The sequence below is a fragment of the Actinoalloteichus sp. AHMU CJ021 genome (assembly GCF_002895405.1).
GTDB classification, from domain to species: Bacteria; Actinomycetota; Actinomycetes; order Mycobacteriales; family Pseudonocardiaceae; genus Actinoalloteichus_B; species Actinoalloteichus_B caeruleus.
In genome coordinates, this window is sequence record NZ_CP025990.1 from 5,917,724 (window position 1) to 5,940,285 (window position 22,562).

Annotated in this window: 18 protein-coding genes; 16 read left to right on the plus strand and 2 right to left on the minus strand. The window is 71.9% G+C overall.

Features of this window, described 5'->3' with window-relative positions:
- The first annotated feature begins 1 nt into the window (after nucleotide 1).
- The 8 genes from C1701_RS24865 to C1701_RS24900 all read left to right on the plus strand — a co-directional run bounded on the left by C1701_RS24865 (nucleotide 2) and on the right by C1701_RS24900 (nucleotide 10,152).
- The gene (locus C1701_RS24865; protein WP_337661942.1) at nucleotides 2–1,150 is read left to right on the plus strand and encodes a methylthioribose-1-phosphate isomerase; all 1,149 of its coding nucleotides are present in this window, start codon (nucleotides 2–4) and stop codon (nucleotides 1,148–1,150) included.
- The gene (gene mtnC / locus C1701_RS24870; RefSeq protein ID WP_103056730.1) at nucleotides 1,147–1,872 is read left to right on the plus strand and encodes an acireductone synthase; all 726 of its coding nucleotides are present in this window, start codon (nucleotides 1,147–1,149) and stop codon (nucleotides 1,870–1,872) included. The genes C1701_RS24865 and mtnC overlap by 4 nt, the downstream gene beginning before the upstream one ends.
- Nucleotides 1,865–2,548: a methylthioribulose 1-phosphate dehydratase gene (mtnB, locus tag C1701_RS24875; RefSeq protein WP_051713510.1), complete on the plus strand. Its 684-nt coding sequence runs from the start codon at nucleotides 1,865–1,867 to the stop codon at nucleotides 2,546–2,548. Before mtnC ends, mtnB begins: the two co-directional genes overlap by 8 nt.
- Nucleotides 2,545–3,123, plus strand: coding sequence for a 1,2-dihydroxy-3-keto-5-methylthiopentene dioxygenase (locus tag C1701_RS24880; protein ID WP_026418002.1), 579 nt, complete (start codon nucleotides 2,545–2,547; stop codon nucleotides 3,121–3,123). The genes mtnB and C1701_RS24880 overlap by 4 nt, the downstream gene beginning before the upstream one ends.
- 142 nt (nucleotides 3,124–3,265) lie before the next feature.
- Nucleotides 3,266–5,104 (plus strand): beta-L-arabinofuranosidase domain-containing protein, encoded by a 1,839-nt coding sequence (locus C1701_RS24885; protein WP_035291629.1) that lies wholly within the window; start codon nucleotides 3,266–3,268, stop codon nucleotides 5,102–5,104.
- A 932-nt stretch (nucleotides 5,105–6,036) separates the two neighbouring features.
- Complete coding sequence (locus C1701_RS24890; RefSeq protein ID WP_026418000.1) at nucleotides 6,037–7,428, plus strand: glycoside hydrolase family 6 protein; 1,392 nt, start codon at nucleotides 6,037–6,039, stop codon at nucleotides 7,426–7,428.
- Between the two features lie 176 nt (nucleotides 7,429–7,604).
- Entirely contained in the window at nucleotides 7,605–7,793 is a 189-nt protein-coding gene (locus tag C1701_RS24895) for a hypothetical protein (RefSeq protein ID WP_026417999.1), read from the plus strand.
- 37 nt (nucleotides 7,794–7,830) lie between these two features.
- On the plus strand, nucleotides 7,831–10,152 hold the full coding sequence (locus C1701_RS24900) for a heavy metal translocating P-type ATPase (RefSeq protein WP_103056731.1): 2,322 nt from the start codon (nucleotides 7,831–7,833) through the stop codon (nucleotides 10,150–10,152).
- 967 nt (nucleotides 10,153–11,119) lie between these two features.
- On the opposite strand, the gene C1701_RS24905 is transcribed toward C1701_RS24900, so the two are convergent.
- On the minus strand, nucleotides 11,120–12,508 hold the full coding sequence (locus C1701_RS24905) for an endo-1,4-beta-xylanase (protein ID WP_103056732.1): 1,389 nt from the start codon (nucleotides 12,506–12,508) through the stop codon (nucleotides 11,120–11,122).
- A 262-nt stretch (nucleotides 12,509–12,770) separates the two neighbouring features.
- Nucleotides 12,771–13,634 (minus strand): SDR family oxidoreductase, encoded by an 864-nt coding sequence (locus tag C1701_RS24910; RefSeq protein WP_035291626.1) that lies wholly within the window; start codon nucleotides 13,632–13,634, stop codon nucleotides 12,771–12,773.
- 119 nt (nucleotides 13,635–13,753) lie between these two features.
- Here C1701_RS24910 and C1701_RS24915 point away from each other — a divergent pair, with 119 nt between their 5' ends.
- The 8 genes from C1701_RS24915 (at nucleotide 13,754) to dprA (ending at nucleotide 22,557) form a co-directional block, all read left to right on the plus strand.
- Complete coding sequence (locus tag C1701_RS24915) at nucleotides 13,754–14,476, plus strand: GntR family transcriptional regulator (RefSeq protein ID WP_103056733.1); 723 nt, start codon at nucleotides 13,754–13,756, stop codon at nucleotides 14,474–14,476.
- Nucleotides 14,477–14,501: 25 nt separating this feature from the next.
- Nucleotides 14,502–15,509 (plus strand): 1-aminocyclopropane-1-carboxylate deaminase, encoded by a 1,008-nt coding sequence (locus tag C1701_RS24920; RefSeq protein WP_026417995.1) that lies wholly within the window; start codon nucleotides 14,502–14,504, stop codon nucleotides 15,507–15,509.
- A gap of 110 nt (nucleotides 15,510–15,619) precedes the next feature.
- Nucleotides 15,620–16,666, plus strand: coding sequence for a type 2 isopentenyl-diphosphate Delta-isomerase (gene fni / locus C1701_RS24925; RefSeq protein ID WP_103056734.1), 1,047 nt, complete (start codon nucleotides 15,620–15,622; stop codon nucleotides 16,664–16,666).
- 855 nt (nucleotides 16,667–17,521) lie between these two features.
- Entirely contained in the window at nucleotides 17,522–18,775 is a 1,254-nt protein-coding gene (locus C1701_RS24930; protein WP_051313668.1) for a PQQ-dependent sugar dehydrogenase, read from the plus strand.
- 108 nt (nucleotides 18,776–18,883) lie between these two features.
- Nucleotides 18,884–19,111 carry a hypothetical protein gene (locus tag C1701_RS24935; protein ID WP_026417993.1) on the plus strand — a complete coding sequence of 76 codons (228 nt, stop codon included), beginning with the start codon at nucleotides 18,884–18,886 and terminating at the stop codon, nucleotides 19,109–19,111.
- A 377-nt stretch (nucleotides 19,112–19,488) separates the two neighbouring features.
- On the plus strand, nucleotides 19,489–19,896 hold the full coding sequence (locus C1701_RS24940; protein ID WP_103056735.1) for a YraN family protein: 408 nt from the start codon (nucleotides 19,489–19,491) through the stop codon (nucleotides 19,894–19,896).
- A 1-nt stretch (nucleotide 19,897) separates the two neighbouring features.
- Nucleotides 19,898–21,412, plus strand: coding sequence for a YifB family Mg chelatase-like AAA ATPase (locus C1701_RS24945; protein ID WP_026417991.1), 1,515 nt, complete (start codon nucleotides 19,898–19,900; stop codon nucleotides 21,410–21,412).
- Entirely contained in the window at nucleotides 21,409–22,557 is a 1,149-nt protein-coding gene (gene dprA, locus C1701_RS24950; RefSeq protein ID WP_051313665.1) for a DNA-processing protein DprA, read from the plus strand. Before C1701_RS24945 ends, dprA begins: the two co-directional genes overlap by 4 nt.
- The last annotated feature ends 5 nt before the right edge of the window (nucleotides 22,558–22,562 follow it).

The window sequence follows — 22,562 nt, forward strand, 5'->3', positions numbered from 1 at the left end:
GATGACAGCCACACCGCCGCCGGAACCCCCCGGCCTGCCCGAACCCACGGGCACCCCACCCCGCCCGCCGGGCACCGTCCCCGACCCCGAGGTCCTGCCCGTCCTCGCAGACAGCGTCCGCCTCGACGGCGACACCGTGCTGATCCTGGACCGCCGGTGCTTCCCCTTCGACCTCCGCTGGGTCCGCTGCGGCACCGTCGAGGAGGTCGCCCGCGCCATCGAGGACATGGTCACCCAGTCCTCCGGCCCCTACTTCGCCGCCCTGGGGGCGATGGTCCTGGCCGCCCGCGCCGCCCACCACCACCGGGACCCCGCCGCCGCCCGGGCCGACCTGACCGCCGCGGGGGCGCGCATCATCGCCGCCCGGGCCACCAACAACCACCTCGCCACCGCGGTCCGCGCCGTGGTGACCGAGGTCGACCGGGCGGGAACACCCACCGGATCGGCCCTGGTCGAGGCCGCCCTCACCGGAGCCAGGGCCGGCGACCGCCGCTACCGGGACCGCAGCCGCGCCCTCGGCGAACACACCGCCGCCCTGCTGCCCGACGGAGCCTCGGTCCTCACCCACTGCTGGGCCGACCTCTACCTGGTGGACACCGTCGCCGCCCTGGGCCGCCACGGCAAACGGGTCCGCTACTACTGCACCGAGACCCGCCCCTACCTCCAGGGCGCCCGCCTGACCGCCGAGACCCTCGCGGAGATGGGGGTCGACACCACCCTCATCACCGACGGGATGGGCGCCTCCGTCATCGCCACCGGCCAGATCACCCACCTGGTCACCGCCGCCGACCGGGTCACCATGGACGGCCACGTCATCAACAAGGTCGGCACCCTGCAACTGGCCACCGCCGCCCACGCCTACGCCGTGCCGTTCCTCGCGCAGGTCCAGGCCCCCGACCCGGCCGCCCCCACCGCCGCCGACGTCCCCATCGAACACCGGGACGGCACCGAGGTCCTGCACACCCTGGGCCGCCGCACCGCCAGCTCCCGGGTCCGCGGCCACTACCCGGCCTTCGACATCACCCCACCCCGGTTCGTGCGCACCGTGGTGACCGACCGGGGCCCCTTCGACCCGGCCCACCTGGCCGACTACCACGACGACACCCGGCCGGACCCCGCGCCGGCCCCCGACGAGGAGGCAACCCCGTGACCGACACCCTGACCGCCCGGTGGGTGGTGGTGGACATCGAGGGAACCCTGACCGCCACCAGCCAGGTCCACGTGGTCCTCTACGACTACGCCCGCCCCCGCCTGGGCCCCTGGATCGACGAGCACCCCGACGACGACCGGGTCACCGCCGCCGTCGCCGAGATCAAGGAGGACGCCGGACTGGCCGCCGACGCCTCCACCGAGGACGTCGTCTCCGTCCTGCACTCCTGGATGGACGCCGACCGCAAGGCCAGCCCGCTCAAGGAACTCCAGGGCCTGATCTGGGAACACGGCTACACCCACCGGGAACTCATCTCCACCTACTTCCCCGACGTCGTCCCCCAACTCCGGGCCTGGAAGACCGCCGGACTGGACCTGGCCGTGTTCTCCTCCGGCTCGGTCGCCGGCCAGATCGCCTCCTTCTCCCACACCACCGAAGGAGACCTGCGGGAACTGTTCGACCACCACTTCGACACCGTCAACGCCGGCCCCAAACGCGTCCCCACCTCCTACGCCGCCATCCGCGCCGCGCTCGGCTCCCCCGACCCCGCGCACCTGGTGTTCCTCTCCGACGTGCCCGCCGAACTCGACGGCGCCGCCGCGGACGGCTGGCACACCGTGGGACTGGCCCGCCCCGGCGAACCCTTCGCCGACGCCGACTTCGGCGCCCACCCGGTCGTCACCACCTTCGACGACGTGACGATCGAGCGAGCCGATGACTGACCCCGCACCCACCCCCACGGCCACCGAGGACCGGGACGCCGCGGGCACCGCCCTGGCCGCCGAGGCCGCCCGCTACGCCGACCTCGGCTGGATGCGCGGCACCTCCGGCAACCTCTCGGTCACCCTGGGACGCCACCCGCTGCGGCTGGCCGTCACCGCCAGCGGCCTGGACAAGGGCGAACTGACCCCCCACGACGTCGTCATCGTCGACGAACACGGCCACGCCACCCCCGACCAACCCGAACCGGTCCCCCGCCCCTCCGCCGAAGCCGGCCTCCACGCCCGCATCGCCCGGGTCGCCGGCGCCGGCGCCGTGGTCCACATCCACGTCCTGGCCGCCGTCCTGGCCGCCGAACGCTGGCCCGCCGGGGTGGCACTGCGCGACCTGGAGATGCTCAAGGGATTCGGCCGCCAGGCACACGACGACCTGGTCACCGTCCCGGTCGTCCCCAACAGCCAGGACATGCGCGTGCTCGGCGACGCCTTCGAGGACCGCTTCGACCCCGCCACCCCCGCCTTGCTGGTCGCCCGCCACGGCCTGTACGTGTGGGGAACGGACCTCGTCCAGGCCCGCCACCGCGCGGAGTGCCTGGAGTGGCTGTTGCGGTTCGTCCTGGCCGCCGACCTCGACCTCGGTGACCAACCGGACCCGCTGACGAGGAGGGCACGACGATGACACTGCTGACCGTGTGGCCCGAACAGGGACCCGACGCGGTGCTGCTGCGCACCGAGGACCCAACCGAGATCCGCCGGGTCCTGGCCGAACTGGGAGTCCGCTTCGACCGCTGGGAGGTGGTGCCGGGCCTCCCCGAGGAACCCACCTCCGCGCAGGTCCTGGCCGCCTACCGCGACCAGATCGAGGAGGTCATCTCCACCGAGGGCTACGTGCACGTCGACGCCATGCACATGACCCCCACCGACACCCCCGACTGGCGACGCCGCGCCGAGGAGGCCCGCGCCCGGTTCCGGTCCGAACACACCCACGACGACGACGAGGACCGCTTCTTCGCCCGCGGGTCGGGGGTCTTCTACCTCCACGTCGGCCACCGCGTCCACGCCGTGCTGTGCGAGGCCGGCGACCTGCTCAGCGTGCCCGCCAACACCACGCACTGGTTCGACATGGGCACGACCCCCGACTACGTGTCCATCCGCTTCTTCCACGACGAGCAGGGCTGGGTCGGTGACTTCGTGCCGAACTCCATCGCCGACCGGTTCCCGGGCCTCGACGAGATCCGGGCGACCCTCGGCTAGGGCCCGACGCGGTGCCGGCGCCCCCTCGGCCGGCACCGCACCCCCTCGGCTGGATCAGGCCAAGCGAGGCCCAGCCACTCGGCACGACACCGGCCACCGGCCAGGGTGGAGTCCTGCCGACCACTCGAGCCGGGGAGAGACCATGACCAGTCCCGTGCTGCCCTCCTCCGGAGTGCTCACCCCACTCGGACTGAACGAGGTCCAGCTCACCTCCGGGTTCTGGGCCCACCGCAGGGCGCTCAGCGCCCAGGTGACGCTCCCGCACTGCGCCGAACGCATGACCACCCTCGGCTGGATCGACAACTTCCGCGACGGAGGCCACCGCGGCCCCGACTTCGCCGACTCCGAGGTCCACAAACTCCTCGAAGCCGCCTCCTGGCACGGCGACGACGCCCTGGTCGAGCGGATCACGCCCCTGCTGGCCCGGGCCCAGCACGACGACGGCTACCTCAACACCCGCTGGTCGGGTCGCCGATACCAGAACCTGGAGTGGGGCCACGAGCTCTACTGCGCCGGCCACCTGATCCAGGCGAGCGTGGCCCGGGCCCGCCGCCACGGCGACGACCTCCTGGTGGAGGTGGGCCGACGCGCCGCCGACCACGTGTGCGCCCGCTTCCTGGAGGGCGACCAGGTGTGCGGGCACCCCGAGATCGAGATGGCCCTGGTGGAACTGTGCCGCCTCACCGGGGAGGAACGGTACCTGGAGATGGCCCGCCGGTTCGTCGAACGCCGAGGCCGCCCAGCGCTGGGCGACAGCGAACACGGCCGCGCCTACTTCCAGGACGACCAGCCCGTCCGCACCGCACCCGCCTTCCGGGGCCACGCCGTCCGCCAGCTCTACCTGGCATGCGGAGCGGTCGACGTGGCCGTGGAGACCGGTGACACCGCGCTGCTGGCGGCCGTGGAGGCGCAGTGGGAACGGACCGTGGCCCGCCGCACCTACCTCACCGGCGGCATGGGCTCCCGCCACCGGGACGAGGCCTTCGGTGAGGACTTCGAACTGCCGCCCGACCGGGCCTACGCCGAGACCTGCGCGGGCATCGCCTCGGTGATGCTGTGCTGGCGGTTGCTGCTGGCCACCGGCCACCCCCGCTACGCCGAACTGGCCGAACGGACCCTGTACAACGTGGTGGCGACCTCCCTGGCCTCCGACGGCCGGTCCTTCTTCTACGTCAACCCCCTCCAGGTGCGCACCCCGGGTGTGCCGGCCGGAGCCGACGAGGTCAGCTGGTGGGGCGGCAGCGCCCTGCGCGCCCCCTGGTTCAGCACCTCCTGCTGCCCGCCGAACATCGCCCGCACGCTGGGCGCCCTCCCCGGGTACCTCGCGACCCGGGACCGCCGGGGAGTGCAGCTGCACCAGTTCGCCTCCGCCGAGATCGACACCCGCCTGGTCGACGGGTCCCGGCTGCGGCTGAGCGTGCGGACCGACTACCCGGAGTCGGGAACGGTGCTGGTCCGGGTCGTGGACGCCCCGAGGGAGACCTGTCGGGTCTCCCTGCGGGTCCCGGTGTGGGCCGACGGCGCCTCGGTGTTCCACCCCGAGGGCGTGGTGCGGGCGGCCCCCGGGCTGGCGACGGTGGACCGGAGGTGGCGGCCGGGCGACGAGCTGCGCCTGGAACTGCCGATGACCCCCCGCTGGTCCTGGCCGGACCGGCGGATCGACGCGGTGCGTGACTGCGTCGCCGTCGAACGCGGGCCGCTGGTGTACTGCGCCGAGTCCCCGGGCGACGAACCGCCCCTGGCCGAGATCAGCGTGGACACCTCGGTCGATCCGGTCGAGCACGCGCGGGGCGGGGTGGTGGAGCTGTCGGTGGCGGGCCATCGCACCTCCCCGGCGGCGGAGTCCTGGCCCTACGGCGGCAGCCCGGCCCCCCGGTCGGTGCGGCCGCACCGGGTGCGGCTCGTCCCCTACCACCAGTGGGGCAACCGGGGGCCGGTGTCGATGCGGGTGTGGCTCCCGAGGTCCGGGCCGCTCGACTGAGGAGCGGGGACGCTGCCCGGCTCCGCTGCCCCCACCTCCCCGGCCCCGGTGCCGCGCCCGAAGCGTGGCCCTCGGGAGGCTTCCCACGGGGCGGCCGCGGCCGCGTGCCCCCGCCCCGGCCGTGTCGGTGCCCGAGCGGCCCGCTGGCCGGGCATCCCCGAGAACGTCCTCGGCGCGCCCCGCCGGTCATCGCCGGCCGGGCGCGCGCCGAGGAGGAGGCGCCGTCCGGCACCCGGGACGCCTCGGAGGGCGCTCGCCCACCCTCCCGGGCCGTGGGAGCGTTCCCAGAGTTCAGGAGACCGGGCGTTCGGTTCGACTCGGTCCCCCGGCGCGAGGTACGAGGTCCAACCGGACCACCGCCTGGGGAGCCGAGGTGCGCGACAGGAGCAGGCAGGCGGGGAGGGAACACCACCGGGGGGAGTCCCGCCCCCGCGACGCGGGGGCGGGCCCTTCGCGCTGGCCAGGAACGCCCGGCCCGCGAGTGGGGCCGATCGGCGGCCCGCGCCGGAGGCCAACCACCGCACTCCCGACGGGGGCGGTCGGAGTCAGAACGGGTCCGGCGAATGCCGCCGGCGCTCCCGCGAACAGAAGAGAACAGCGTGCTCCACCCATTCCGACGTGTTTTCCGCCGGATCCGTACCAGGCCGGGTCCAGTCGTCGGCGGCGAAGGCGAGAATCGACGTGCCGGTGGACGTCTCCGCAGGTCACAGGACCATCGGTCGTAATCAGATGTGCGGGTTCCCCGATTCGGAGGTGCCACCACCCCGCATCCGGGGGAATCCCCTGGGGCCGTCGATCGTGGCACCAGAAATATCGGCACCGAATGGTGAACGACTCTTTTCAGAGTGTTACCCCATTGGTACAGTCCCTCTCATGGGAGCGCTCCCAGAACTCGGACAAGGACGTCATGAGGGAACGACGAAGGAGCCCACATGAAGACTGACTCGGCACGGGGGGCGCGCGGCTCGCGCCTCCGCCGCGGACTCACCGCGGCATCCGCGCTCGCACTCACGTCGGGCCTGTTCGTGACCGGCGGAGCGGCCGGTGCCGACGACGCCAGCCCGCAACAGGCCAGGGTGGACAACCCCTACGTCGGCGCGGACGTCTACGTGAACCCGGAGTGGTCGGCCAACGCCGCCGCCGAACCGGGCGGCAGCGCCGTCGCCGACCAACCCACCGGTGTCTGGATGGACCGCATCGCGGCCATCGAGGGACCGGAGGGGAAGATGGGACTGCGCGAGCACCTCGACGAGGCGGTCAGCCAGGCCAACGGGCAGGACTTCGTCTTCCAGGTCGTCATCTACAACCTGCCCGGGCGGGACTGCGCGGCCGTGGCCTCCAGCGGCGAACTCGGCCCGAACGACCTGCCGCGCTACCAGTCCGAGTTCATCGACCCGATCGCCGAGATCCTCTCGGACCCGGCCTACGCCGACCTGCGCATCGTCACCACGATCGAGATCGACTCGCTGCCCAACCTGATCACCAACGTCACCCCGCGCCCGACCGCCACACCCGAGTGTGACGTGATGAAGGCCAACGGTGGCTACGTCGACGGCGTGGGCTACGCGCTCGCCCAGCTCGGCGCGATCCCCAACGTCTACAACTACATCGACGCCGGCCACCACGGCTGGATCGGCTGGGAGGACAACTTCGGCCCCTCCGCCGACCTGTTCTTCGAGGCCGCCAACGCCAACGGCGCCACCCCCGCCGACGTGCACGGCTTCATCGCCAACACTTCCAACTACAGCGCGTTGGTGGAGGAGAACTTCAGCATCACCGACGTGGTCAACGGCCAGCAGATCCGGGGCGAGTCCAGCTGGATCGACTGGAACAACTACGTCGACGAGCTGTCCTTCGCCCAGGGATTCCGCGAGCGCCTCGTGCAGGCCGGTTTCGACCCGGGAATCGGCATGCTCATCGACACCTCTCGCAACGGGTGGGGCGGCCCGAACCGGCCCACCGGCCCCGGGCCGCAGACCAGCGCCGAAGCCTACGTCGAAGGCGGCCGCTACGACCGCCGCATCCACATCGGCAACTGGTGCAACCAGGCCGGCGCCGGCCTCGGCGAGCGCCCGACCACCGCGCCCGAGCCGGGCATCGACGCCTACGTCTGGATGAAGCCCCCGGGCGAGTCCGACGGCTCCAGCGAGGAGATCCCCAACGACGAGGGCAAGAGCTTCGACCGGATGTGCGACCCCACCTACGAGGGCAACCCGCGCAACAACCACAACCCCTCCGGTGCCCTGGGCGACGCGCCGATCTCCGGCCACTGGTTCTCCGCCCAGTTCCAGGAGCTGCTGGCCAACGCCCACCCGCCGGTGTGACCCACACACCGCGACCCCCGGTCACGGCGGGAATGATCCCGCCTCCCTGACCTGATCACCCTCGGCGGGCCCGGTGCCAACGCACCGGGCCCGCCGCCGTACGCCCCGACCCCTGATACCCCCAGGGGGTATAGTCGGTGGGCGACCGCGAGCACCCGCACCCGTGGAGACCCACCATGACCACCCCAACCACCCCCTCCCGCGCCCTGCCCCCACCCCTGCGGCTGGCCGCCTTCGCCGCCGCGACCGCCCTGGTCTTCGCCGGTGGCCTCGGCCTCGGCCACACCCTCGGCGCCCCACCCGACCACGCCGAGCACCCGCCGGCCACCAGCCCGTCACCCCACGACGGCCACCCCCGGCACTGACCGGCACCCCGCAGGCCGCAGGAAGAGGACCACCACGATGACCACCAACACCCCACCCACCACGACCGGCGACCTCGAACTCGACATCGGCGGCATGACCTGCGCCTCCTGCGCCGCCCGGATCGAACGCCGGCTGAACAAGCTCGACGGCGTCGTCGCCACCGTCAACTACGCCACCGAACGCGCCCGCATCACCCACCCCGCGACCCTGCGCCCCCAGGACCTCATCGACCAGGTCGAACGCGCCGGCTACACCGCGACCCTCCCCGCACCCCCCGCCACCACCGACACCCAACGCGGCGACGACCCCACCGACCCCCTCACCCCCCTGCGGCACCGCCTCCTGATCTCCCTGCTGCTGTCGATCCCGGTCATCGCCATGGCGATGGTCCCCGCCCTCCAGTTCACCTACTGGCAATGGCTCTCCCTGACCCTGGCCGCCCCGGTCGTGGCCTACGGGGCCTGGCCCTTCCACCGGGCGGCCTGGATCAACCTCCGACACGCCACCGCCACCATGGACACCCTCATCTCCCTGGGCACCCTCGCCGCCCTGGGCTGGTCCGTGTACGCGCTGTTCCTGGGCACGGCCGGCACACCCGGCCTCACCCACCCCTTCGAACTCACCATCACCCGCGGCGACGGCGCCGCCCACATCTACCTCGAGGCCGCCGCCGGCGTCACCACCTTCATCCTGGCCGGCCGCTACCTGGAAGCCCGGTCCAAACGCCGCGCCGGACAAGCCCTGCGGGCCCTGCTGGAGATGGGCGCCCGTGAGGTCACCGTCCTGCACCACGGCCAGGAACGACGGATACCCATCGACGACCTCACCGTCGGCGACGAGTTCCTGGTCCGCCCCGGGGAGAAGATCGCCACCGACGGCACCGTCCTCGACGGCTCCTCGGCGATCGACGCCTCCCTGCTCACCGGCGAATCAGTGCCCGTCGAGGTCGGCCCCGGCGACACCGTCGTGGGCGCCACCATCAACTCCGGCGGCCGCATCGTCGTCCGCGCCACCCACGTCGGCGCCCACACCCAACTCGCCCAGATGGCCCGACTGGTCGAACAGGCGCAGAACGGCAAGGCAGCCGCGCAACGGCTCGCCGACCGCATCTCCGCCGTCTTCGTCCCCCTGGTCCTGCTGCTGGCCGCCGGCACCCTCGGGTTCTGGCTGGGAGCCGACGCCGGCGCGGCCGCCGCGTTCACCGCCGCCGTCGCCGTCCTGATCATCGCCTGCCCCTGCGCCCTGGGCCTGGCCACCCCGATGGCCCTGATGGTCGGCACGGGCCGAGGCGCCCAACTGGGCATCCTCATCCGAGGCCCCGAGGTACTGGAGTCCACCCGCCGCGTCGACACCGTCGTGCTCGACAAGACCGGCACCGTCACCACCGGCCAGATGACGCTGCGCGAGGTGATCCCCGCCGAAGGCGAAACCCGCCACACCGTCCTGCGCAGGGCCGCGGCCGTGGAACACGCCTCGGAACACCCCATCGCCCGCGCCGTGGCCACGGCCGCCACCGACGAACTCGGCGCACCACCCGCCGTCACGGACTTCCACGCCACCCCCGGCCTCGGAGTGTCCGGCCACGTCGAGGGCCACACCGTCCTCGTCGGACGCCCCGCCCTCCTCACCGACCACGGCTACCAGCTACCCGCCGAACTCGCCTCGGCCCGAGACCACGCCGAAGCACGCGGCGGCACCGTCGTCGCCGTCGCCTGGGACGGGCAGGCCCGAGGACTGCTGGTCGTCGCCGACGCGGTGCGCCCCACCTCCGCCCAAGCCGTCCAACGGCTCCGCCGCCTCGGGCTGTCCCCGGTCCTGCTCACCGGGGACAACAGGACCGTCGCCACCGCCGTCGCCCACGACGTCGGCATCACCGAGGTCATCGCCGAGGTCCTCCCCCAGGACAAGGTCGACGTCGTCCGCCGGCTCCAGCAGGAGGGCCGCGTAGTGGCCATGGTCGGCGACGGCGTGAACGACGCCGCCGCGCTGGCCCAGGCCGACCTCGGCCTGGCGATGGGCACCGGAACCGACGCCGCCATCGCCGCCAGCGACCTGACCCTGATGCGCGGCGACCTGCGAGCCGCCGCCGAAGCGGTGCGGCTGTCCCGCCGCACCCTGGGCACCATCCGGGGCAACCTGTTCTGGGCGTTCGCCTACAACGTGGCCGCGCTCCCCCTGGCCGCCGCCGGACTGCTCAACCCCATGCTCGCCGGCGCGGCGATGGCCTTCAGCTCGGTGTTCGTCGTGCTCAACAGCGCACGACTCCGCCGGTTCGCGCCCCTGCCCGACCACCCCTCCCCCGCCGGGACCGGCACGGCGAACACCACCACCCCCCAACCGGCGCGATCCGCATCCTGACCGCCACCCGGCCGCCCAGCCCCACACCCCCACATCCCCAGCACACCGACGCGGGTGCCGACGGCCGGGACACCCCGACCCGGCCCACCGCCGCATCCCGACAGCCCCGCAAGGCACTCCCCCGGGCCTCGAACCCGGCCGGCTCCTTACCGGCGACGCCGACCCCCCACGGCAGTTCGGTCACCTCCACCCGCAGGACCGAACACCACCCCCCTCAGTCAACGCCGACATCGCATCGTCCATCACGATCACCCGCGCATCCCACGACAGAGCCCGCGCGATCTCGACACACCGCTGATCCGCGATCGACAGCCCCCACCGGCCGCCACGGATCCAGATCCACCCCCAGCCAATCGAACAACCCCACGCCCGCGAACCACATCCGCCACCCAACAACCCACCGCCCGAACCACGCCCGCGAACCACCCATGAACACGTCCTCCGCGACCGCGGATCACCGGCGCGGCCCCGGACGACGCACCGCGATACCAGCGGAACACGCCTCCGCCAGACCAGAAGCACGCCACGCCACACCACCCCATCCACCCGCAACTGCCGACGACCGGCCGGCCCACACCCGCCGACACGGCCACCCCGTCGACTTCCGGCCCCGTTCCCGCCCACACACACACAAGGCGCGCACCCCCCGCGAACAACTCCACCCCCACCCCGAGCAAACGCCCACACCCACCCGACATACCCGCCGACCTCGAACAACGACACCACCACAACCGCCTCCCACACTCAGCCCCCGCCACGCCACTCACCGCCACGCCACTCACCGCCACGCCGCGCACCGCTCCCGCTCGACGCGGAAACGCGCCACACCAGGGTGTCCCGTCGAGCCTTTCCCCGCACCCAACACAACAAGATCCCCCAACCCCCACCACCCGGAACCCGAACACCCCGCACAACACGACGGCGGGGTACGGCCACCACACCGCACCCCGCCGGCACCCCAACGAACTCAGCCGTCACACCCCGCCGAATTCAACCGGAACGACACCGGAGCCTCATTGGACCCGGCATGACGCGCAGTGAACCCGACCGTGACCGAACCTCCCACCCCGATCGTCGCGTTCCACCCCTCATCCCTCGCACGAACCGCCGTGCCCTCCTGCGAGAACACCGCGTTCCACCCGTGATCAATCCGCTGCCCGGAAGGGAAATCCCACTCCAGGATCCACCCGCTCACCGGCCGACCCGACACGTTCGTCACCACGACCTCACCACTGAACCCCGTCGACCAGCTGTGCGTCACCCGATAACCCACACGACAACCCTCCACCGGCGCTCCACCACCACCGAACGCCTGGTGCACCGCGTCATAGGCGGGCTTGGGCCGCAGATCCTCATCGAAGAGCAACGCCGCCCCCTCCCCCGGGAAGTGGTCCGGGATCCACGAATACCGATCCGTGAAACCCCACGTCGTCACACTCACACACCGCGACACCGCCAGGCAGGCCTCCACCACCGCACGGTAGTCCTCCGCCTGCGTGGCCAACTTCTCCGCCGTCACCGGCAACCCCATCCGAATATCCAGCTCCGTGATCGCCACGTCCAACCCCAACGCCGCGAACCGCTCGATGTTCTCCCGGATCCCACCCGGCACCGCCCCCACGATCAGATGCCCCTGAAGACCCACCCCGTCCAACGGCACCCCCGCCGCCACCAGATCCCGCGCCAACTCGTACAACGCATCACTCTTCGCGTTCAGCCCCTCCACGTTGTAGTCATTGACGTACAACTTGGCCCCCGGATCAGCCTCCCGCGCCGCCCGCAACGCCGTCGCCACGTAATCCACACCGAACGCCCTGGTCCACAACGTGTCCCGCAACGAACCATCCTCGTTGAACGGCTCGTTCACCACATCCCACGCATACACCTCACCCCGGTAGTGACCAGCGACCTCCGCGATGTGGTGACGCATGATCCCGTCCAACTCCACCGCCGAGAAGTCCCCCTCGGTCAACCACCCCGGCAACTGGCTGTGCCACACCAACGTGTGGCCACGAACCTGCTGCCCCGCCGCCCTCGCCGCCTCCACGACGGCGTCCCCCCGCTCGAAACTGAACACACCACGCGCCGGCTCGGTCGCATCCCACTTCATGTCATTGCCCGGCGTGAGCATGTCGAACTCCCGCGCGGACACCGCCGCGTACTCACCGTCCCGCAGCTCCTCGACCGTGGCGGCGCTCCCGATGCGCACCCCACGCTCAGCGGCCAGATCACGCAACGGAACGTCCTGCGCGACCCCGACCCCCGCACGATCCCCGGCCCCGGCAACCACCACCGGCCCGGCCAACCCCAACCCCGCCGCCAACCCGACGACGACAAGTCCACGTACCCAAGGCATACCGCTCTCCTGACTTCTCGTGAGTACAGGTGCGCGCCCGGAACAGGAAGCTACCCCGCCCATACCCCCAGGTACAGACCTCCACACACCACCCACCCCAACTTCCCCCACCCCACCCCGCACCACCTACCCCGACCGGCCCAACCCCCACACGACCCCGGCCCAGTCCCCCTCCAACGGCCACCGAGGAGCACCTCGACGCGGAACGCACCGGGGACCACACCGCGCACCACGACCAGCGCACCCCGGCCCCGACCAACCCCTACCGGCGGGCAAGGTGACGCCACACCTCCGGCTCAGCCTCCAGGAACTCCCCGAACGTCCACGGACGCACACCCGTCACCGCCTGAACCGTGTGACTGGTCACCGAACTCTCCCCCGAGGCCACCGCCAGGTACGACCCCACCCACGCATCCACCTGCCACTCCGCCGCCCCTGCCCGCGCCCGCACCGCCTCCTCCACCGTCTCCTCCCGGTACCGGATGTTCCGCCCGGTCACCTCCGACAACACCCGCACCGTCTCCCCGAAACCAAGAGCACACGGCCCCGACACGTCATACACCTGATCCGCGTGCACCTCGTCCACCAACACCTCCACCGCCAACCGGGCCACATCCTCCCGAGCCACCCACGCCACCCGACCACCCCCAGCCGGAGCCGAAAGCACCCCGTCCTCCCCCACGAACCCCGGCGCCACATCCGCGTAGAACGTGTTGCGCAACGACGTCAACCGCAGCCCCGCGCCGCTGATCAGCCGCTCGGTCTCCCCGTGCTCCCGCGCGAACCGGAAACTCGCCCGAGGAGCCGCCCCCATGAACGACGTGTAGACCACCCGCTCAACCCCCGCCGCCACCGCCGCCCGCACCGCCGCCCGGTGCAACGGCATCCGATCAGCCGCCTCCGGCGCCGACACCAGGAACACCGTCCGCACCCCCCGAAACGCCTCAACCAACGCCGCCTCCTCCTCGAAGGACGCCACCGCCACCTCCGCGGCACCCGCCCCCACCGGAACCCGACCCGGATCCCGAACCACCACCCGCTGGCGGGCCCCCCGCTCGGCGAGACGACGCACGACACGACGCCCCAACTGGCCACTCGCACCCGTCACCGCGATCAGATCAGTCACACCCCACTCCCTACCCGATCACCACACCACGATCCAGACCGCCACGCCCCCGCCACCGAACCCGGCCCCACCACCACACCGGGGTTGACGACGACGCCACCCGAAATGCAATATTTCGCATGCCCGTCCCCCACCCCACCCAACCCCAACTCCGCCGCACCCTCCTCCGCGACAACGCCTTCCACCTGCTCCGAGACGCCATCGTCACCGGCACACTCGCACCCGGTGAACGCCTCCGCGACACCGAACTCGAACACTGGCTCGGAGTCAGCCGAACCCCTATCAGAGAAGCACTCGCCCGCCTGGAACAGGCCGGCCTGGTCCACACCGTCCCCGGCCGCTCCACCGTCGTCGCCCCCCTCAACCCCCGACAGGTCCACGACGCACAACTCGTCGTCTCGGCGATGCACGAACTCGCCGTCCGCGAAGCCACCCCCCACCTGGGCCCCACCCACCACAACGCCATGCGCACCGCCAACCACCAACTGGCCGCCGCACTGGAAGCCGGCGACCCCGACGCCGCCATCGCCGCCGACGACGCCTTCCACTCCGTCGCCGTCTCAGCAGCGGCCAACCACGCCATCACCGCCGTCCTCGACCAGTTCACCCCCCTGCTCCGACGCGTGGAACGCCTCAGGTTCTCCGCGCTCACCGGACGGGACTCCGTCGCCCAACACGACCACATCCTCAACCTGTGCACCCAGGGCGACGCCGAGAACGCGGCGCGGGCCACCCGCACCAACTGGAACACGCTCCGCCCCTTGCTCGACCTCCCCACCACACCAGCGCCCCACCAGCACACGGACGACGAAGGACACCGAGTCACCCACCCCACCACCTGACCACCCGGCCCACCGGAAGGAAACCATGTCCCTCGACGGCTTCCCCCGTTTCCCCCTCCTGCTCGGCCCCTCTCCGCTGCACCCCCTCGACCGCCTCAGCCAGGAACTCGGTGGCGCCCGCATCTGGGCGAAACGCGAGGACCTCAACTCCGGCCTCGCCTTCGGTGGCAACAAGACCCGCAAGCTCGAGTACCTGGTCGCCGACGCGCTGGCCACCGGAGCGGACACCCTGGTCTCCATCGGCGGCGTGCAGTCGAACCACACCCGCCAGGTGGCCGCCGCCGCGGCCCGCGCCGGCCTCCGGGCCGTACTCGTCCAGGAGAGCTGGGTGAACTGGGCCGACGACAACTACGACCGGGTCGGGAACATCCAGCTCTCCCGCATGCTCGGCGCCGACGTCAGACTCGTGGACGCCGACTTCGGCATCGGCGTGAAGGAAAGCTGGGAAAAGGCCATCGCTGAGGTCCGAGCTGCCGGCGGGAGCCCCTACCCCATCCCCGCCGGCGGCTCCGACCACCGACTGGGCGGCCTCGGCTTCGCCGGCTGGATCCGCGAACTCGAAACCCAGGAGGCCGAGCTGGGCGTCCACTTCGACACCGTCGTGGTCTGCTCGGTCACCGGGAGCACCCAGGCCGGCATGATCGCGGGAAACGCGCTGAGCCCCCGACCGCGCCGCATCATCGGGATCGACGGGTCAGCGAACCCCACCGCGACCAGGGGGCAGGTCAGCCGGATCGCCAGGGCCACCGCCAGGCTACTGGGCGTCGAGCGGGAACTGGAGGAGGCGGAGATCGTGCTCGACGACCGCTACCACGGTGGTGTGTACGGTGTCCCGGACGACACCACCCTGGCCGCGATCGGGACGGCCGCCCGGTTGGAGGGCATGATCACCGACCCGGTGTACGAGGGGAAGTCGATGGCCGGGCTGATCGACCTGGTGCGGCGACGGGAGATCCCGGAGGACTCCACGGTCCTGTTCGCGCACCTGGGCGGTCAACCCGCGATCAACGGCTACTCCTCCGTCCTCGGCTGAGGACGGGCACTTCGACGCCCACCCGGTCATAATGCCTCCGTCAGCCAACACGACCAGACCAAGCCGCTCCCCCGCCGGGAGCACGCGAAGGGATCCGGGGGGCGCATTCCGTGACCAGCCGAGCAGACCGTGACGCGGGTGGGGACATCCGTTCGCGGAAGTTACGGCACATCGAGGCGTGCCTGCGCCACGACGTCGACTACACCACGAGGACCACCGGCCTGGAGCGGTACGACCTCCCGTACTCCGCGCTGCCCGAGACCGACCTGGCCTCCGTCGACCTGTCGACCAGGTTCCTCGGGAGGCCCCTGCGAGCGCCGCTCCTCATCGGGGCGATGACCGGAGGAGCGGAGCTCGCCGCCCGCATCAACCGCAACCTCGCCACGGCGGCGCAACAGCTCGGGGTGGGCCTGATGTTGGGCTCCCAACGCATCATGTTGGCCAGACCCGAGGTCACCTCGTCGTTCGCCGTGCGCGATCTCGCTCCGGACGCCCTGCTGATCGGGAACCTGGGGGCGGCTCAACTGAACAAGGGGTACGGCGCCGCGGAGGTGTTGCGCGCGGTCCGGGACGTGGAGGCGGACGCCCTGGCGTTCCACACCAACCCGCTCCAGGAAGCGGTGCAGGAGGACGGTGACACCGACTTCCGTGGCCTCGTGGGCCGGCTCGGCGAGGTGATCGAGGCCGTCCCCTTCCCGATCCTGGTCAAGGAGGTGGGACACGGCCTGGGAGCGGGAGTCGCCACTCGGGTCGCCGAGGTGGGAGCGGCCGCGGTGGACGTGGCGGGCGCCGGCGGCACCTCGTGGGCCAAGGTCGAGCAGTACGTCCGCTACGGAGCCGTCCGGCACCCCGAGCTTGCCGAGTGGGGGCTGCCCACCGCGCAGGCCCTCACCGAGATCCGACGAGCCCTGCCGGGCTTCCCCGTGATCGCCTCCGGCGGTATCCGCACCGGCACCGAGGCCGCCAAGGCGCTGGCGTTGGGCGCCGACGTGGTCGCGGTCGCGCGGCCCCTCCTCCGGCCCGCCACGGAGTCAGCGGATGCCGTGCGGGCCTGGATCGAGAACTTCCTGTGGGAACTGCGCGTCGCCCTGCACTGCACGGGCTGCGGAGATCTGCCCGCTCTCCGCGCGCTCAGCCTCGCCCCGCCGGCCCGGTGACCCGTCCAGCTCGTCAGCGATGCCTGTCCGCCTTCGAATGCTGAGGGCTGCCGGTTCGTCCTGAGGGGGTTTCCACGGGTCGTGGCGGTTTTTCCTTCTGTTTTTTTGAGGACTGGTTTTAGTTGAGACTGAAGCGATAAATATTTCTGAAATTTGTTTGGGGTCGGACGTCCTCGGGCCCACAGCCAGCTCCGCTCCGGTACATCTGGTCACACCCGTCCCCGCGCAGCCGACGAAAGGTCTGGCCGTGCCACCTCCGAGGGCATCCGTGGCGATTCGGTCGAGGACCGTCCACCGCGTTCGTGATCGGTCGGTCCCGCCACCTCTGGCCTCCCGGGACGAATTCCCCCACCCGCCGACCCCGCGGGCACGGAAATAGCCGGAACCCCGGTTGGAGTTCGACTGGGCCATCCGCCCAGGGCCGGACGAACGATGGGGAACTGGGCCATTCGATCCAGCCCACCAGACGGGACGACCGCACTTCCGGCACCCATTCCACAACTGGTGTCCGAAACGACCCACATCGTGTTCCCAAGGCCGGCCGCACCTCGGCGACGCGCTGATCACCGGCCATATCGCCCAGCGGCAGCGGGTGGGGCGCGCCGTCGCCGCCAGGCCCAGAACGGAGGGCAGCGATTTTCACGCAGTTGGCCGAGAGGCCAGAATAACGGGACTGGTCCCCCATTCCCATCGCGTGCGTTCGTCCGCGCCATCCGGGACTGCTCCGAATGACGCGCGACTTCCTTTCCTGACGAAACTCCACGTTACCCTTGCGGGCGCACCGAATCCTGACCTGTGTTCGCACGGGATACCAACGCGTGTTCGACGAAGAACCCGTTTCCGGTAGGAGGCTTCATGCCGCACCATCGGTTGACGACCCGTCTGTCCGCGGCCGTCTCGGTCGCACTCGTCCCCCTCTTAGTAGGAGCCACCACGTCCACCCCGGTCGGCGGTACCGCGCACGTTCCCGCTGCAGAGGCGACGGAGAACGCCGACACGGCCAACCTGGACCAGCTCTCCCTGGACACGACACTCGTGGCCAGCGGACTCTCCCGCCCCACCGCGATCGCCGCGCCCGACGACGGCAGCGGTCGGCTCTTCATCACCGAGAAACCCGGGACGGTCCGCAGCTACCACCCCGACACCGGCCTGTCCTCGTCTCCCCTGCTGGACATCGTCGACCGGGTGAACGGTGCCGGCAACGAGCGCGGTCTGCTCGGGATCGCCACCGCCCCTGACTTCACCACCAACCCGCAGGTGTACGTGAGCTACACCAGCCAGCCCGACGGCGACGTCACCCTCTCGCGCTTCACCCTGGACACCGCCGCCGAGCGGGCGATCGACCCGGCCAGCGAAGAGGTGCTGCTCACCGAGGAACATCCCACCTACAACAACCACAACGGTGGGGAGGTGGCGTTCGGCCCCGACGGACACCTCTACTGGAGCCTCGGCGACGGCGGCGGTTCGGGGGACCCCGACAACAACGCGACCGACCTGGGCACCCTGCTCGGGAAAATAGTCCGCATCGACGTGGGACCGGACTGCGCGGCCGCCGGCTACTGCGTCCCCGAGGACAACCCCTTCGTCGACAACGCGGAGGCGAAGCCCGAGATCTGGTCCTACGGGCTGCGCAACGCCTGGCGCTTCTCCTTCGACCACGTCGACGAGACGCTGTGGATCGCCGATGTCGGGCAGGGTGCCTACGAGGAGATCAACCACGTGCCCGCGGACCTCGCGGGGGCCCACTTCGGCTGGTCCTGCCTGGAGGGACCAGCGACCTTCGACGAATCCCGCTGTGAGGAGGACATCGACTACGTGGACCCGGTCTTCTGGTACCGCACGTCCCTGGACGGGTGCGCGATCATCGGTGGGCACGTCTACCGGGGTGAACTGTACGAGGACATCGCCGCCGGCACCTACGTGACCGCGGACTACTGCTCGGCCACCGCCTGGGGGGTGGTGCCGGGTGAGGACGGGTACGAGAGCGCCGTGATCGGGGAGACCCCGATCCAGGTGACCACCTTCGGCACGGACGCCGACGGCGAGCTCTACCTGGTCAACGACCTCCCGGGCCAGCTGTACTCGGTGTCGTTCTCGACGTCCGGCTGAGCGCTGCCGGTGGGAGGTGACCGGCGGCACGATGATGATCGGCTGGCCGCCGCCTTCCGCCGGCCCCGAGGTGGCCCGACCGTGGCGGCCTCGGGGTATGTTGCCGACATGTCGGACAGTGTGCTCGCGGATCTGGTCAGCGCGGCCGAAGGCGAGGACCCGTTGGACGCGCTGCGCGCCACGGCGGAACTGCGCCGCCGTTCCGAACGGTTGGAGGCCGTGCAGGTGCGACGGGCTCGGGTGGCGGGTGTCTCCTGGGCCCGCATCGCCGAGGTGCTCGGTGTCAGCAAGCAGGCCGTGCACAAGAAGTACGGCAGCGGCGGCCTCTTCCGCTGACCCTGCCTGATCTCCGCTGCCGGCCCCGGGGCCCCCGCGTGCTCCCGGCCGCCAGGTCGAGGTGTGTCCCTGAGGCCGACCGAGCACCCTGGTTGGTCCACGCGGCATCGCCACCGGTGTCCGTCGTCCACCCTCCTTCGTCTGGTCGCCCTCAGCGCGTCGTGACCGGTGGCGAGGACCGTCGACGACGTCCTTGGCAGCATCCCTGGTGAGCTCCTCCCGCGTCGTCCCTGGCAGGCGGCGCACCCGGCGGCCCGAACCGCGAGGGGAGTTGTCCACAGGGCGAGGTTGTCCACAGGGCGAGGCCCGGGGTGGCGCGAAACCGGGGCGTGGTCGGCCACTGTTGTCCGCGGAAGCAGCGGAGGACGGGGGCCACGATGACGAAGGCGGGCGACGGAACGTGCGGCGGTGTCGGGGTCGCCACGAGAGTGGTGCCCACCCGCGAGCTAGGCCGGTGGGGTGAGGACGTCGCGGTGGCACACCTGGAACGCCAGGGACTGGTGGTGCTCAGCCGCAACTGGCGGTGCCGGCACGGTGAGCTCGATGTCGTGGCGGTCGACGACGACACGCTGGTGGTCTGCGAGGTCAAAACCCGGTTCGGGCCATCGGCGGAGGACCCTGCCTCGGCCGTCACCCCGGCGAAGCTGAAACGTCTCCGAACGCTCACCGCGGCGTGGTTGTCCCGCTACCACGTCGGCTGGTGCGCGGTCCGCTTCGACGTGGTCAGCGTCGTGTTGCCCACGCGGGGGCCCGCCACGCTGCGCCACTTCCAGGGGGTGTCGTGACATGGCGATGGCGAAGGCCTGGTCGGTGGGCCTGCTGGGGGTGGACGGGGTGCCGGTCGAGATCGAGGCCGATGTCGGGGCCGGGTTGCCCGGTGTGCGGCTGTTGGGGCGGTTGGACGCGGTGGTCAACGAGTCGAAGGACCGCGTCCGGGCCGCGCTCCGCAACGTCGGGGAGAGCTGGCCGAGGCAACGCGTCACCCTGGCGTTGTCCCCCGCCGCCCTCCAGAAGACCGGGGCCGGTTACGACCTCGCGCTGGCCTGTGTCGTGCTGGCCGCGGCCGGCGCCGTTCCCGCTGAACGGCTGGCCGGGACGCTGCTGTTCGGCGAGCTGGCCCTTGACGGCCGGTTGCGAGCGGTGCGTGGAGTGCTACCAGCGCTGCTCGCCGGGCGGGCCGCTGGGTTGCGGACCGCCGTCGTTCCCGTCGAGGCCCTGCCTGAGGCGGCCCTCGTGGAGGGCGTGCGGGCACTGGGCGCGGCGGACCTGGGCGCCGTGGTGCGGTGGCTGCGGGAGGACGAGCCCCTGAGCTCGACCGCCCCGACCGTGCCGGAACGCCCGCAGGCCCCGGAACTGGCCGACGTGGTCGGGCAACCCGCGGCGCGGTGGGCGCTGGAGATCGCGGCGGCCGGCGGCCACCACCTCCTGCTCGCTGGTCCTCCGGGCACCGGGAAGACGATGCTGGCCCGCCGGCTCACCGGGCTGCTGCCCGAGTTGTCCCGCGCCGACGCGCTCGAGGTGACCACCATCCACTCGCTCGCCGGGCTGCTGACCCCGGACGCACCGCTGGTCACCTCCCCTCCCTTCGTGGCACCGCACCACGCCACGACCGTGCCGGGGCTGGTCGGGGGTGGGTCCGGGGTGGCCCGGCCGGGGGCGGTGAGCTGCGCGCATCGTGGGGTGCTCTTCGCCGACGAGGCCTGTGAGTTCGGCGCGCACCGGCTGGAGGCGCTCCGCACGGCGGTTGAGGAGGGTGAGGTGCGCATCGCGCGAAGTCACGGCATCGCGCGCTACCCGGCTCGCTGCCAGCTGGTGCTCGCGACGAACCTGTGCCCGTGCGCGCCGCCTCGGGACACCGACTGCGTGTGTTCGCCCACGGCCCGGCGGAAGTACTTCGGTCGGCTGTCGGGGCCGCTGTTGGATCGGGTGGACCTGCGGGTCCGGACCAGGCCGGTGCTGGCCATGACGCCGACCGAGGCCGACGTGGCCCCGGAGAGCACGGCCGTGGTGCGCGAACGGGTTCGGCGGGCGAGGCAGCGGGCCGGTGAGCGGTGGGCTGGCCACGGCTGGCGCACGAACGCCGAGGTGCCGGGGTCGGCGTTGCGGGGCCGGTTCCGCCCCCCGTCCACGGTGTTGGCGGTGTTGGACCGCGGCCTGTGCAGCGGGTCGGTGACCGCTCGAGGCGCGGATCGTTGCCTGCGGGTGGCGTGGACCCTCTGCGACCTGGCCGAGGAGGAGAGGCCGACGGCGGAGCACGTCACCCGCGCGTTGGAGTTCCGGGATTGGAGGGTGCCGGCATGACCGAGGTGTGCGAGGAGGTGTTGCGGGCGCGCGCCTACCTGCTGAGGGTGGCCGAGCCACCGGGTCGGTCGCTGTGCGACTTCGTCGCCGAGCACGGTCCCGTCCGCGCGGCCCAGCTGGTGCGCACCGGCAGGACGCCTCGTGAGGTCACCGACGAGGTCCAGGCCCGTCGTCACCTGTGGTGCGGCGAGGAGGAGGCGGCGGCGGCGCGAGCGGTGGGTTCGGAGCTGCTGGTACCGGAACACGCGGACTGGCCCTCGGACCGCCTCTCGCGGTTGGACCAGGCGAGCCTGGCCGGTCAGGGGCCGGGTCGCTCGCCACTGGCCCTGTGGGTCCGGGGTGCCCGGGAACTGGGGGCGCTGAGCGCGCGATCGGTTTCGGTGGTGGGCGCCCGGGCCGCGACCGGCTACGGGGAGCAGGTCGCGGCGGAGCTGGCGCACGACCTCGCCGGGCGGGGGTTCACCGTGGTGTCGGGTGCGGCGTACGGGGTGGACGGAGCCGCTCACCGGGGCGCGTTGGCCGTGCGGGGTCGGACGATGGCGGTCCTGGCCAGCGGCCTGGACGCCGGGTACCCCGCCGGACACCAGACGCTGCTGCGGAGGATCGTCTCCGGGGGCGGGGCCGTGGTCAGCGAGTACCCACCGGGCACTCCCCCAGCCCGGCACCGTTTCCTGGTGCGGAACCGGCTGATCGCCGCACTGGGTGAGGGTCTGGTCCTGGTGGAGGCCGGGCGTCGCAGTGGTGCCCGGAACACGGCCGGAGCCGCGGCCGCGTTGGGAAGGGTCGTGATGGCCGTGCCGGGGCCGGTGACCTCGCTGATGTCGGTCGGGTGCCACGATCTGCTGCGGGATGGCGGTGCGCTCCTCGTCACGAGCGCTGATGACGTCGCGGAGGCGGCCGGGCGTCTCGGGTCGGATCTTCCGGAGGACCAGGGTCCGGGTTCGCCGTCCAGGGCGACGGACGCGTTGAGCGGGGAGCAGTTGCGGGTGCTGGACTCGCTCGACGCGGCCAGGACGCGCAGCGCGGCCGAGGTGTCCGTGCTGTCCGGAGTCGCCCCCGCCGTGACCGCGACCACCCTCGCTGTGCTGAGGAACGCCGGGCTGGTGTGCGGGCGCGAAGGCGGGTGGGTGGCCGTGCGACGGTGATGATC

Coding starts and splice junctions, on each gene's coding strand:
- C1701_RS24945 (WP_026417991.1), top strand. CDS start 19,898: ATGGCGATGGCGAAGGCCTGGTCGGTGGGCCTGCTGGGGGTGGACGGG.
- C1701_RS24930 (WP_051313668.1), top strand. CDS start 17,522: ATGCCGCACCATCGGTTGACGACCCGTCTGTCCGCGGCCGTCTCGGTC.
- C1701_RS24915 (WP_103056733.1), top strand. CDS start 13,754: ATGCCCGTCCCCCACCCCACCCAACCCCAACTCCGCCGCACCCTCCTC.
- C1701_RS24865 (WP_337661942.1), top strand. CDS start 2: ATGACAGCCACACCGCCGCCGGAACCCCCCGGCCTGCCCGAACCCACG.
- C1701_RS24900 (WP_103056731.1), top strand. CDS start 7,831: ATGACCACCAACACCCCACCCACCACGACCGGCGACCTCGAACTCGAC.
- C1701_RS24885 (WP_035291629.1), top strand. CDS start 3,266: ATGACCAGTCCCGTGCTGCCCTCCTCCGGAGTGCTCACCCCACTCGGA.
- C1701_RS24895 (WP_026417999.1), top strand. CDS start 7,605: ATGACCACCCCAACCACCCCCTCCCGCGCCCTGCCCCCACCCCTGCGG.
- C1701_RS24880 (WP_026418002.1), top strand. CDS start 2,545: ATGACACTGCTGACCGTGTGGCCCGAACAGGGACCCGACGCGGTGCTG.
- C1701_RS24905 (WP_103056732.1), bottom strand. CDS start 12,508: ATGCCTTGGGTACGTGGACTTGTCGTCGTCGGGTTGGCGGCGGGGTTG.
- C1701_RS24935 (WP_026417993.1), top strand. CDS start 18,884: ATGTCGGACAGTGTGCTCGCGGATCTGGTCAGCGCGGCCGAAGGCGAG.
- C1701_RS24920 (WP_026417995.1), top strand. CDS start 14,502: ATGTCCCTCGACGGCTTCCCCCGTTTCCCCCTCCTGCTCGGCCCCTCT.
- C1701_RS24940 (WP_103056735.1), top strand. CDS start 19,489: ATGACGAAGGCGGGCGACGGAACGTGCGGCGGTGTCGGGGTCGCCACG.
- C1701_RS24890 (WP_026418000.1), top strand. CDS start 6,037: ATGAAGACTGACTCGGCACGGGGGGCGCGCGGCTCGCGCCTCCGCCGC.
- mtnB (WP_051713510.1), top strand. CDS start 1,865: ATGACTGACCCCGCACCCACCCCCACGGCCACCGAGGACCGGGACGCC.
- dprA (WP_051313665.1), top strand. CDS start 21,409: ATGACCGAGGTGTGCGAGGAGGTGTTGCGGGCGCGCGCCTACCTGCTG.